General features: G+C 68.7%; 13 protein-coding genes. 9 read left to right on the top strand and 4 right to left on the bottom strand.

Going from position 1 to position 11,829, the window contains the following annotated elements; translation table 11 throughout:
- Nucleotides 1-9: 9 nt before the first annotated feature.
- Nucleotides 10-717: an urease subunit beta gene (locus RBB84_RS19855; RefSeq protein ID WP_024102405.1), complete on the bottom strand. Its 708-nt coding sequence runs from the start codon at nt 715-717 to the stop codon at nt 10-12.
- Between the two features lie 507 nt (nt 718-1,224).
- Between RBB84_RS19855 and RBB84_RS19850 the strand changes: the two genes are divergently transcribed.
- From RBB84_RS19850 to RBB84_RS19820, 7 genes are all read left to right on the top strand, one after another.
- On the top strand, nt 1,225-2,787 hold the full coding sequence (locus RBB84_RS19850; RefSeq protein WP_350247693.1) for an ABC transporter substrate-binding protein: 1,563 nt from the start codon (nt 1,225-1,227) through the stop codon (nt 2,785-2,787).
- An 86-nt stretch (nt 2,788-2,873) separates the two neighbouring features.
- Entirely contained in the window at nt 2,874-3,827 is a 954-nt protein-coding gene (locus RBB84_RS19845) for an ABC transporter permease (protein WP_024102403.1), read from the top strand.
- On the top strand, nt 3,820-4,656 hold the full coding sequence (locus tag RBB84_RS19840) for an ABC transporter permease (RefSeq protein WP_024102402.1): 837 nt from the start codon (nt 3,820-3,822) through the stop codon (nt 4,654-4,656). The genes RBB84_RS19845 and RBB84_RS19840 overlap by 8 nt, the downstream gene beginning before the upstream one ends.
- Nucleotides 4,653-5,585 carry an ABC transporter ATP-binding protein gene (locus tag RBB84_RS19835; RefSeq protein ID WP_024102401.1) on the top strand — a complete coding sequence of 311 codons (933 nt, stop codon included), beginning with the start codon at nt 4,653-4,655 and terminating at the stop codon, nt 5,583-5,585. Before RBB84_RS19840 ends, RBB84_RS19835 begins: the two co-directional genes overlap by 4 nt.
- On the top strand, nt 5,582-6,196 hold the full coding sequence (locus tag RBB84_RS19830) for an ATP-binding cassette domain-containing protein (RefSeq protein ID WP_041803492.1): 615 nt from the start codon (nt 5,582-5,584) through the stop codon (nt 6,194-6,196). The genes RBB84_RS19835 and RBB84_RS19830 overlap by 4 nt, the downstream gene beginning before the upstream one ends.
- A gap of 537 nt (nt 6,197-6,733) precedes the next feature.
- Nucleotides 6,734-7,516, top strand: coding sequence for a hypothetical protein (locus RBB84_RS19825; protein ID WP_350246612.1), 783 nt, complete (start codon nt 6,734-6,736; stop codon nt 7,514-7,516).
- Between the two features lie 69 nt (nt 7,517-7,585).
- The gene (locus RBB84_RS19820) at nt 7,586-8,629 is read left to right on the top strand and encodes a hypothetical protein (RefSeq protein WP_350246611.1); all 1,044 of its coding nucleotides are present in this window, start codon (nt 7,586-7,588) and stop codon (nt 8,627-8,629) included.
- A gap of 64 nt (nt 8,630-8,693) precedes the next feature.
- On the opposite strand, the gene RBB84_RS19815 is transcribed toward RBB84_RS19820, so the two are convergent.
- A complete protein-coding gene (locus RBB84_RS19815) occupies nt 8,694-10,508 on the bottom strand; it encodes an Hsp70 family protein (protein ID WP_350246609.1) in 1,815 nt (604 codons plus the stop codon).
- 157 nt (nt 10,509-10,665) lie between these two features.
- Between RBB84_RS19815 and RBB84_RS19810 the strand changes: the two genes are divergently transcribed.
- Both RBB84_RS19810 and RBB84_RS19805 read left to right on the top strand, forming a co-directional pair.
- Entirely contained in the window at nt 10,666-10,839 is a 174-nt protein-coding gene (locus RBB84_RS19810; RefSeq protein ID WP_326603534.1) for a hypothetical protein, read from the top strand.
- 28 nt (nt 10,840-10,867) lie between these two features.
- Complete coding sequence (locus tag RBB84_RS19805; protein WP_350246607.1) at nt 10,868-11,125, top strand: hypothetical protein; 258 nt, start codon at nt 10,868-10,870, stop codon at nt 11,123-11,125.
- Nucleotides 11,126-11,214: 89 nt separating this feature from the next.
- On the opposite strand, the gene RBB84_RS19800 is transcribed toward RBB84_RS19805, so the two are convergent.
- Together RBB84_RS19800 and RBB84_RS19795 are read right to left on the bottom strand one after the other, a co-directional pair.
- Nucleotides 11,215-11,418, bottom strand: coding sequence for a hypothetical protein (locus tag RBB84_RS19800; protein ID WP_326603538.1), 204 nt, complete (start codon nt 11,416-11,418; stop codon nt 11,215-11,217).
- Between the two features lie 162 nt (nt 11,419-11,580).
- Nucleotides 11,581-11,772 (bottom strand): hypothetical protein, encoded by a 192-nt coding sequence (locus RBB84_RS19795; RefSeq protein ID WP_326603539.1) that lies wholly within the window; start codon nt 11,770-11,772, stop codon nt 11,581-11,583.
- Nucleotides 11,773-11,829 lie beyond the last annotated feature (57 nt).

Below are 11,829 nucleotides of genomic sequence, written 5' to 3'. Positions count from 1 at the left end.
GCGTGGTTGTCAGGCGGGAGTGGACCGACGGAAGCCGGCGCGGTCCAGAGCGTCCAGGAGTTCTCGGGACGGTTGTTCACGCAGTGTTTCGTTGGTCATGTCGTTGAGCCCGTACAGTTCTCGCGTCCCACCGAAGGTGGTCAGCTGGATTGACCGTTCCTCGCCGGGCTCGAATCGGACTGCTGTGCCCGACGCGATGTCGAGGTGCATTCCGTAGGCTGTGCGCCGATCGAACAGCAGAGCGCGGTTGACCTCGAAGAAGTGGAAGTGTGAACCCACCTGGACGGGGCGATCACCGGTGTTGACCACGGTCAGCGTCGTGCTTCGCCGGTTGCGGTTCAGTTCGATGTCACCGTCTTCGACGAGTATCTCGCCGGGGTTCACCTCGGGTTCGGTGGAGGTGGTGTTGTTTCCCGGGCGTATGGGGTCGTGGATGGTAACGAGTTTCTGTCCGTCATCGAAGAATCCTTCTACCTGGACGGTGCCTACGAGGGTGGCGACGCCGGGGAGAAGGTCGTCTTCGGTGAGCAAGTGGGCACCTACGTGGGCTGCTTCGGCGACGGTGGCGCCGGCGCGGGCGGCTTCGACGACCTCGTCGGCGATCAGTGCTCGGGCTTCGGGGTAGCTGAGTTTGAGGCCCTTGTCCTTGTGGCGTCGTGCCAGCTCCGCGGCGAGGAAAAGGAGAAGCCGGTCCTCTTCCTTGGGGGTCAAGTGCACAGCACAGCTCCTCTGCTACGGGGATGACGAAGACCAACACCAGATCGGTGTTGCATGCCAGTGATCATTGTCTCCCGAAGGTGAATGAAGCAAGTTCAGATGCCCCTATCGTTCAGAAGTAAGCAGATCGAAACAATGACGAAACATACTGATCCGGGCAGCTTTTCGCATCCGAGTTTCTGCTATCTTGACCGCATCCGGCAACGATGAAGAATGTGGCCGTTCGCTTCGTCCCGCTTCTCAACGCAGGCGAGGGTTTTCGTCCCTCGAATCACGTTCTCGCCCGTCGACCCGACACACGATGGACGCGAGCACACCCTGCAGATTCACCTGCGCACCTGTGCAGATGAACAGTTGCGAGCAAGCAGATATCGGATTCGTGAAGAAGCCAGAACCTAGTTTGAGCAAGCTTCGATGCCGTTCAGGTGCCGCACGACGGCGCCCCGACAGGAAGGACCGCATGTGCGCCCACGTCCCCGGAGCCGGCTGGTAGCCGCTGTCCTGACGATCGTCGCCACGGCGACGGCCTGTGCCTCGACACCCGGCTCGCCTCCACCCCGCGTGGGCGCAGTGATTCTCGCGGACGGCTACGAACTCGGGGGCTACAACCCGGTCGCCGGTCACGGTGAGGCGGGGGAGTCGAAGATCTACGACGGGCTGCTGCGGTTGATCGGGGGAGAGGCCATGCCTGGTTTCGAGCCGGCACTGGCTGCGGAGATGCCGACGGTGAGCGACGACGGGCTGGTGTGGACGGTGACGGTGCGGCAGGGAGTCACCTTCACCGACGGCACCGCGTTCGACGCGACCGATATAGCGGCGACCTATGGGGCGATCCTCGACCCCGCATCGGCATCGCCGTTGGCGACGTCGATGGACATGATCGAAGCTGTCACCGCGGAGGACCCGCACCGGGTCCGCTTCGACCTGAAGTACCCCTACGCCGCGTTCCCGACGAAGCTGCTGCTTGGTATCGCACCGGCCGAGCGACTGTCCGGCGGCCCAGCGGTGGAGTCGCCGTTGAACACCGATCCGGTGGGCACCGGCCCCTACACGTTGGTATCGCTGCGCCCGGACCAGGCGGTGTTCGAGGCGAACGAGGACTACTGGGACGGTGCACCGCAGATCGAGCACCTGACGGTGGTGCACGTCCCGGACGACAATGCGCGCGCCCAACGGCTGGTCGCGGGGGAGGTCGACGGCGCGAACCTGCCGCCTCGGCTGGCCGCGACATTCACCGAGCGGCCGGGGTTCGAGGTGGCGTCGAACACCTCCGCCGACTGGCGCGGGGTGAGTCTGCCCGCCGGCAATCCGGTCACCGCGGACCCGGCGATCCGCGCCGCGCTGAACCGGGCGGTGGACCGGCAGGCGATCGTCGACCACGTGCTGGCCGGTTACGGGCGTCCCGCGTCGACGCCGCTGCCCGAGGTGTACGGCGCGGCGTACGAGCCGACCGCGGCATTCGAGTTCGACCCCGCCGCCGCCGAGCAGATCCTCGACGCCGCCGGCTGGATCCGATCCGCCGACGGAGTGCGTGAGAAGGCCGGGGTCCGTGCGGAGTTCACGGTCATGTACTTCCCCGAGGACACCTTGCGCCGCGACCTGGCGCAGGCGTTCGCCACCGATGCCGACCGCATCGGGGTGCGGGTGAGCGTGCAGCCGGTCGACCGCGCGAGCCTGCCCGATCGGCTGCCGGTCGAGGCGGGTCTGCTCGGGGGCGGTGACCTGCCCTACGACCCGGATCCGCAGATCTACAGCACGCTGCACTCGAGCTACGCCCGGCCCGGTGTCGGCTCGCCCTACGACAACGCCTCCGGTTATGTGAACCCGGTCGTGGACGCCGCTCTCGATGCGGCGCGCCGTACCACCGACCCCGACGAGCGCGCCGCGCAGTACCGCAGCGTCCAGTCGGCGTATGTCGCCGATCCCGGCTATGTGATGCTCGTGTTCCTCGACCACACCTATGTCTCCAGGGACACCGAGTACACAGGTAGCACCCCGATTCTGGAGCCGCACAGTCACGGTGCCTCGTGGGGGCCGTGGTGGAACCTGCGCGAATGGACGCGGCCATGACCACCACCGTCACCCGGCCGGTATCAGCCGCCCCAGAGTCCACGACACCCTGCGTTCGTCGTCGCCGTGGCCGGGGGATTGTTCGGATGAGCATCCGGCGTGCGCTGTTCGCGATCCCGCTGACCGCAGCGGTCTCGCTCGTGCTGTTCGCCCTGGCTGCAGGCTCTCCGTTCGATCCGCTCGTCGGCTATCTCGGGGACCGTTATCTGACGATGTCGACGGCCGACAAACAGCGTGTGGCAACCGAACTCGGACTCGACGCCTCGTGGTGGCAGCAGTGGGCGAGCTGGATCGGCCATGCTGTCACCGGCGACCTCGGGTCCTCGCGCAGCTACGCCCAACCGGTCACCACCGTGCTGGCCGAGCGCGGCCCGTGGACACTGCTGCTGTCCGGCACCGCACTTGCTGCCGCCATCGTGATCGCGCTGGTCGCAGGGATGTGGGCGGGCCTGCGCCCCCAAAGCCGGCTCGACCGCGCCATCGCGGCCACCACGACGGTGGTGCAGGCCGTGCCCCCGTTCGTGCTGTCCCTCGGCGCGGTGACCGTCTTCGCGGTATCCCTGCGGTGGTTGCCGGTGGCAGGGCTGACCGATCCCGGCGCCGACCCCACCGCCGCGCAGGTCGCCCGGCATCTGGTCCTGCCGGTGGCGGGGCTGACCCTGTCGCTGCTGCCGTGGCTGGTGCACTCGTTGCGTCAATCCGTGCGCAGCGCTGCCGAATCCGACGCCGTCCTCGGCGCTCGCGCCCGCGGCCTGCCCGAACGGGTCGTGGTCGGCCGTCATCTGCTGCCCGCCGCGCTCGGGCCGTTCACCACCGTCATCGGGCTGCGGTTGCCCGAGCTGCTCGTCGGAGCGGCGATCGTCGAGGAGATCTTTTCCTGGCCCGGGCTCGCCGGCAGTCTCGTCACCGCCGCCCGCGAACTGGACTTCCCGCTGCTCGCGGCACTGACGATCGGCACCACGTGGTTGGTGCTGGCCGGGTCGCTGCTCGCCGACCTCGCACACGCGTTTCTCGACCCGCAGGTGGCCGACGATGCGTAGCCTCCTGCGCCGCCCCCACAGCCTGATCGGGGCGATCGTTGTTCTCACCGTGATCGCGGTGTACGCGCTGGTCGTCCCGATGCTGACCGGGACAAACCCAGGATTGACCGACTTCGCAGCCGCCTACCAACCGCCTTCCGGCTCGCACTGGTTCGGCACCGACCTTGCCGGCCGGGACCTGTTCGTCCGCACCGCCGCCGGGCTGCGGGTGTCCCTGGTGATCGCCGCGGTCTGCGCGGTCGCCTCCGCAGTCTTGGGGGTGGCGGTCGGTGTCGCCGCCGGCGCACTCGGCGGCTGGGTCGACCGGATCGTGATGCGGCTGGTCGACGGGATCAACGCGCTGCCGCACCTGCTCCTCGGGATCGTTGTCGTCGCGCTCTATCCCGGCAATCTGGTCGCGATCGTCGCGTCGATCGCGCTCACCCACTGGACGCAGGTCGCGCGCATCGCCCGCGCCGAGGTCCGCGCCGCGCGTTCGGCCACCTACCTCGAGGCCGCGCGCTTGTCCGGCGCGACCCGCACCCGGATCGCCATTACCCATCTCGTCCCGGCCGCCGCGGGGCAGGGGATCGTCGCGGTGATTCTGCTGCTCCCGCACGCGATCTGGCACGAGTCCACGCTCTCGTTCCTCGGCCTCGGGTTGCCTCCGGACCAGGCGTCGCTCGGGACGCTGCTGCAGGACGCCCGCGCCGCCGTGCTGACCGGTGCCTGGTGGACCCTTCTGTTCCCCGCGGCCGCACTGGTCGTCACCACTCTCGCCGTCGCGGTCGTCGGCGCCGCCGTGCGTGACCGCATCACCCCGCCACTGCCGGAAAGGGCTATCCGATGACCACCCCCGCGCTGACCCTCGACGGGCTCACCGTCCGTATCCCGACCGCCGCCGGAACCGTGCACGCCGCCACCGATGTCGACCTCACCCTGACCGCCGGGCAGGTGCACGCCCTGGTCGGCGAATCCGGCTGCGGAAAATCCGTCGTCGGTGCCGCGATCTGCGGGCTGCTGCCGAGGGCAGCGACCGTCCACGGCGGCATCACCCTCTACCATCCTGGCAGCGTCGACGTCCACCTGGAGGGAGCCGGGGCGCGCACCTGGCGGAAGGTCCGCGGCCGCCGGATCGCGTGGATCCCGCAGTCCGCCGCTACCTACCTCACCCCGGTCCGCAGCGTCGGCGACCAGCTCGCGGAAACGTGCCGGCACCTACGCTCGACGCACACCCCCGTCGCGCTGTTGACCCGGGTCGGCCTCGAGCCCGCGGTCGCCGGCCTCTACCCGCACGAACTATCGGGAGGCATGGCCCAACGCGCTGCGATCGCCTTCGCCCTCGCGGGTGACCCGCAGGTGATCGTCGCCGACGAACCCACCTCGAATCTCGATCCGGACCTGACCGAGCACACCCTGCAGCTCCTCCGGGCGGCCGCAGACGCCGGGGCCGCGGTCCTGCTCATCAGTCACGACCTCGATACCCTCCCGGCCCACACCGACCGCATCGCCGTCATGTACGCCTCCCGCATCGTCGAAACCGGCCCCACCGCAGCGGTGTTCGTCGATCCCTGGCACCCCTGCACCCGCGACCTGCTCGCCGCGCTACCGAGCGGCGGACTGCACCCGATCCCCGGCATGCCCCCGACCCTGACCGACCTGCCGAACGAGTGCGTCTACCACCGACGCCGACCCGCACCCGGATTCTCCGGCGGCCCCACCTACATCGCACAACATGGTGACCGGTCCGTGCGTCGCCTGATCGGGGCCGTCTCGTGAGTCTGCAGGCCCACCGCATCACCGCCGGTCATCACGGGGGCGAGCCTGTGCTCACCAACGTCAGCCTGACCATTCCCGCCGGCAGCATCACAGGACTCATCGGAGCATCCGGCAGCGGCAAAACCACCCTCGCGCGCGTCCTGGCCGGACTGCACACCCCGCAACACGGCCACATCACCCTCGACGACAAGCCGCTGTCCGTAGCTGTACCTGGCACGGTCGCGATGCTGTTCCAGTCACCCCGACAGGCCGTCACCGCACGGTGGACCCTATGCCGGATCATCGCCGAACCACTCCGCACCCGCCGCGGTCGCGCCGACACCGTCCACGCTGCTGCACAGCGAGTCGGGCTGACCGGCGATCTCCTCGACCGTCGTCCCCATGAGGTGTCCGACGGGCAACTCCAACGCGCCTGCCTTGCGCGCGCTCTCGTCCAGCGGCCGCGCTACCTGATCTGCGACGAGATGACCGCGATGCTCGACCCGGCCACCACCGCGGCGCTGACCACGGTCATCACCGAGGAAACCCGCAGTGGCCTCGGCGTTCTCGCCATCAGCCACCACCATGGTCTTCTCGAGGTCTGGGCTGATCACGTGATCGCCTGGGCGTGACCACACCGATCACGGGCGTGATTGCCGTTTGCCCAGGCTGGGAAGGCCGTTCGGCGCAGCATGTACGGATGTCGACGGAGTTCTATCTGCCTTGTCTCGCTTCTCCGCCTCGAGCCACGCCGTGCGGCGCTGACGCTGCATCCGACGCTGACGCTGAATCCCGGCTGCGATGGGATGAGCGGTCGGGTGCGGCGGTTGGTCGGGAGGTCGCTGCGTCGCCTCCTCCGCAATACGCTCACAGCGCCCACACACGCTCGTTCGATGCGCACGGATGTCGTCCATCACCTTGGTCGAGGTGGATGGGACGCACTGAGCCGGAAGGGACTCTCCGCATAGTCCGGCGGCTCCGCCAGCATCGACTTGACACCAGCGTGAGGTGAGGAACCATCGCTTGGGGCTGGTCGTCATGAGAGCAGGCTATCGAGCAGACGAACGGCCGATCCTGAGCAACCACCCTGGGGCGCCTTGACGAAGCGCCCGCCGATCCGAGCTGACGGTTGAGCCCGACAACGATCGCCTATTCGATAGTATGTTCGAATGACTGAGGTGGTGGACCACGATGCGACGATCGCTGACCTGCGTCGCCGCATCGCCGCCGTCAACCCCCGCGGCACCCGAGAAGCCGTCCAACTCACACCGGCGCACCCGCAGCGCTCCGCACGCCTCCCACCCCCCGACGCCACCGCCGCACCGGCTCCCACCCGTTCCGGTCTTGCCCTACCCGAACACCTTCGCCCCGCCTTTCCCCGCGCCGGGCTACCTCGGGGAAGCACCGTTGAACTGACCGGCGCTCGCGGCCCAGCGGTATCGATCGTCGCCGCAGTCACCGCAGCCGGAGGCCACGTCGCCGTCGTCGACACGCCCACCTTCGGGCTACTCGCTGCCCATGAGCAAGGCGCTGACCTCTCGCACGTCGCCGTGATCGGAAACGCCGGCAACGACCCGATCGCCGTCCTGTCCGTCCTCGCCGACGGTATGGACGTGATCGTCTGGACCCCTGGTGCCACCGTGTTCACGCCGAGCATCGAACGTGGCCTTGCTGCGCGCCTGCGCACCAAGGAAACCACCCTGATCACCCTCGGTGCAGGACTACGCCGCCCCGACTACCGCCTCGATGCCCAGATCATCGACTACCATGGCATCACCGAGGGCTCCGGCCTGCTGTCCGCCGTCGACACCGTCCTCACCAGCAGCGGCCGCAATCTTCATCCGACCCGCACCGGGATCCGTCTCGAACGCGTCCACAGAACCGTGCACGCGTCGCTGCTACCCGACGAGCTCCGGCCACGGCCTGCCACCGACATCCGTACCGGGACCTGAACGCAGCCGGGGCGCACCAGGTGATCGGATACGGTCCATCTGAGCATCGACGGAAGGGTGGAGGCGGGGATGGCAGGAGTCGGTGACAGGCGGCTGTTGATCCGCGATACCAGCACCGGCGGCAGTTGGTCGTCGCCGGAGATGACGGCGTACACGAACGAAGACCACCTGCAGGCCATCATCGCCGGCGCCCCCGAGCACGTTCCCGGGGTCCCCGAAAGCGCTCTGGCGCTGCGGGAGCTGGCCACTGTCGCCGGCCCGGCCGATGTGTGCATCGTCGACCCGGCCGGGGAGATCACCGTAGTCGAATGCAAGCTGGCATCGAACTCCGAACGCCGCCGCATGGTCATCGGTCAGGTCCTCGACTACGCCGCCGCGATCTGGCAGTCCGGCCCCGAGGCCTTCCACCGGCAGTGGTCCCGCCAGGGCGGCCCGGATCTGTCCGAGCTCGATGACACCGCCCGCGACCGGCTCGACCGCAACCTCGAGGACGGCCGGATCCACCTGTGCCTGGCGGTCGATCTGATCGACGCTGACCTGCGTCGCCTGGTCGAGTACCTCAACCGCATCACCCGCGACGACGTCCGCGTCACCGCACTGCAGCTGGCCTACGCCCGGCACGGCAGTATCGAGATCCTGGTCCCGTCCACCTACGGCGGGGAGATCGCCCACGCCAAGTCCCAAGCGGCACACCAGAAGGACAGCTGGACCAAGGAGTCCTTCCTGGACGCGATCGCCTCCCCACCCGAACGGGCCATCGCCGAGCGGTTGTTCGCACTGCTCGACGGACTCGACGAGCGACTGGGCTCCCACGAGGACCTGTGGTTCGGCACCTTCGGGCAAGGCGGGGTGTTCCTGCACCCCTACGGGTTACGGTTCGCCCCGATCCAGTTGTGGGTCAACAAGGCCGGCCAGCTGATGGCCTACGGCAACTGGCGCCAGTACACCGCGGTGCGAGCCCATCCGGGCTTCGCCGAACTCGCCCGCTTCGTCGGCCAGGACCACCAGGGCGCTATGCGGGGTTTTCCCCTCGCGGAGGTCGACATCGACGCGCTCTGGCAGATCGTGGTGCGCTGCGCTCGCCTGATCAACGAGCCCGCACGGAGCGTGTGAGCACGTCGAGCGCTACGGCAACGCTCGTCGGCCTCGCTGACCCGGTTGTCCCAGGGGGTGACGGTCAGCTGGTCCAACCGAGTTCGGTCAGGAACGTCGTGCCGGTCTCGACGGAGTTCATCCGGAAGGTGGCGTTCAGGCCGGTGGAGCGGTCGATGACGGTGTAGCGGACAGAGGTGTTAACCGAGTCGTCGTAGTTCACCAGACGCCTGCTGTCACCGGAGACCGTCGTGGTGGTGCCGTCGGTGGTGTCGCGCAGCCGGATGAAGTTCAATCGGGCGTACTGGTCGTCGCGCCACGCGGTGACGCTGACGTACTCGTAGCGCTGCATCCCGATGGCCTTGCCGAGAGTGGAGTCGGCGTTGAGGTTGCACTGCAGCTGCAGCGCGCCTTCGCTCGAGAACCCGCTCTTGTCGCAGGAGGACGACGAGGTGAGCAGGGTGGTCGGCAGCAGGGATGTCACGTCGTCGGTGGTGGTGCTGAGATGGTGCGACTCGGCGGTCGCCGCGGGCAGCTGTCCGTCGGCGGGCGCAGCGGTCTCGGCGACGGCCGCGGCCGTGGCGGGAAGGCCGGTGTCGCGATCGACCGCGATGAACACGGCCGCCCCGGCGGCGACCGCGGCCAGGGCGGCCCCGGCGAACAGTCGGAGGCGGGACGAGCGCAAGCGGAGTAGCCCGGTCGCCGGTAGCGAATTATGCTGGGCTGCACGGGTGTCCGGTCGGGGAGCGCCGGGTCGGGGTGCTGCGGGGCGGGGAGTGTCCGGTCGCAGCACCTCGGTGTCGAGGTCCGCGGCGGGTTCGGTGGTGCGTCCGCCGGCGACGAACCCGGCCGCGCCCTTGGCCACGACGGTCTTCGGGTCGTCGAGGGTGGCGATGGATCCGAGTTCGGACAGCCGCCGATGCACGTACGGGATCCGGGAGGAGCCGCCGGTCAGATACAGCGCCTGCAGACCCGACCGGTCCACCCCGGCATCGCGCAGCACCTGGGCGGCGAGCTGCACGCCACGGGTGATCTGCGGTTCGATGAGCTGCTCGAACTCGTCGCGGGTGATGGTGAAGGTCAGATCCGCGCCGTTGCCGGTGACCCGGATCGTCGCCGAGGGATGCTCGGAGAGCAGTTCCTTGGCGCGGCGGATCTGATCGTCGAGGGTGCGTCGGGCATCGAGCCCGTCCGGGGTGCGCAACCACGCCGCCAGATCCGCGTCGTCGTCACGCAGGCGGTCGTCGACCCACCGGGCGACGGTGGCGTCGAGGTTCTTGCCGCCGAGGGTGTTGTCGCCGCCGGCCCGGATGACCTCGAAGGTCCACTCGCTCGTCGCGGTGAGCACGGCGATGTCGAGGGTGCCGCCGCCGAAGTCGAACACCGCGATCGTCGAGCCCTTGACGATCTTCGCGTCGTGCTGACGTGAATAGTAGAACGCGGCGGCGCGGGGTTCGGAGATCAGCGAGACGCTGCCGCCGAGACCGGCCAGGGACGCGGCGTGGCGCAGCACGTCGAGTTCGCGCTGGGACCAGGCCTCGGGGTGGGTGAGCACGACCTCCGCCGGCGGAAGGTCGTTGTGCCGGGGTAGCGCCTGGTTGTAGACGGTGCGCAGCACCGAGGCGATGGTGTGGGCGACGGGAACGTCCTGGCCGCGGACCATCACCGACCCGACGGCCACGTGGGTCTTGGGGTAGGCGACGAAGCCGGCCGGATCCACGCCGGCCTGGTTGATGGCCACGTCGCCGGTGGTGATCGCCCCGGTGTGGTCGACGTACACCGAGGACGGCATGAGGTTGGAGGTGTGGGTCAGCGGCAGTGATTCGACCCGGTCCGGGCCGGTCCGGTGCGCCGCCGACGTGTTGGACGTGCCGAAATCGACCGCCAGAACCCACTCCATTGCGGCGCGTACCCCCCTTGTGACTCAACCCCCGTGGCCGCGGCGGAGCCTATGGCCTGCCGCGCCTGGGGGAGTCGGTGGGGTGGAGCGGGGATTGAGGAACGGCCCTGCGCCGTGGTCGTCGGAGACGCCGGTGACGGCGATGTAGGGTGCCGAGATGACCGGTGTCGATGCGGCGCATCACTCGTCATCCACCATCGACCTCGATGGCAGGGTGTTCGCCGAGACCAGCAACTCGTTCACCGGACAGGTCCGTGGCGCCACACGTGTTCGGTACCACCAGGACAACGCTGTCCTCTGGGCCGATTACGACCGGCACACCCGCCGTTGATCCCCATCTGTCAGGAGGCCCTGTGATCGTGACCGTCGTGCTGATGCTCGGGGCGTTGGTGCTGCTGGCCGGATTCGTGTGGACCCGCACCGTCACCGAACCCGCCGTGAAGCTCGCCGCGCTCGCCGTGCAAGCCTGCGGCGCGTTGATGCTCGGCGCGGCCGCGCTCGCTTCCGCTTCGTCGTGGACGGCGAAACTGCCGATCCTGCTGAGCTCGGCGATCCTGCTGGCTGCCTGCACCTATGCTTACCGGCGTGCCCGCCAGTACAGCCAGAATTCCGACTGACCCGCTCGGCGGCCCCGAACACATGCCGTGAGCTGTGCAGATGACACGTCCGCGCACCGCGCCCGCGGTGCGCGGACGTGGGTACGGGGCTACACCCAGCCGGGGCCGTCCTCATCCCACGGGTTCGGGCTCTCCGACCGCCAGATGAGGTCGATGGACCCGCGGCCCCGCGTCGTGTTCTCGCCGGTCAGCAGCGGAATGCCGGCCACCACGGCGTCGAGGTCGATATCCGGCAGTGGCATCGCCTTCAGCACCTCGGTGCGCAACTGGTCTTCGATGACACTTCGCGGCATGGCTCGGTTCTCCTTCACAGGGTGGGCTTGCTCGGTCGCGGGCGGTGCCGGTGCGGTGGTGTGGCTACGCCACCTGTAGCCGCACGCGCACGCTGTGCGTTCCTCGCGACGGTAGACAACGGCACCGACACAGGCAGGTGTGAGAGCGCCAGTGGCGGTGGCTCAGTCGAGCTCGTAGCCCGCCTCGCGGGCGATGATGGCCGCGACTTCACCGACGGTGATCACCCCGCGGATCAGATCGACGAGCAGGTCCTTGTCCCGATCGCTCATCTGCCGGCCTTCGATGGCCATGATCGGTTCCATCTGCGCGACAGCGGCGCGGGCCTCGGCCTCGGTCTTGCGGGGTGCTGGCATGGCCACCAGCACAGCACATCCCACCGACCCACTCGCCACGATTGCACGACGTGCGTG

This window comes from Rhodococcus sp. D-6 (assembly GCF_040256695.1).
GTDB lineage: Bacteria > Actinomycetota > Actinomycetes > Mycobacteriales > Mycobacteriaceae > Rhodococcus > Rhodococcus pyridinivorans.
The sequence above is the reverse complement of the archived record's forward strand: the minus strand, read 5'-3'. Positions and strand labels throughout refer to the sequence as shown.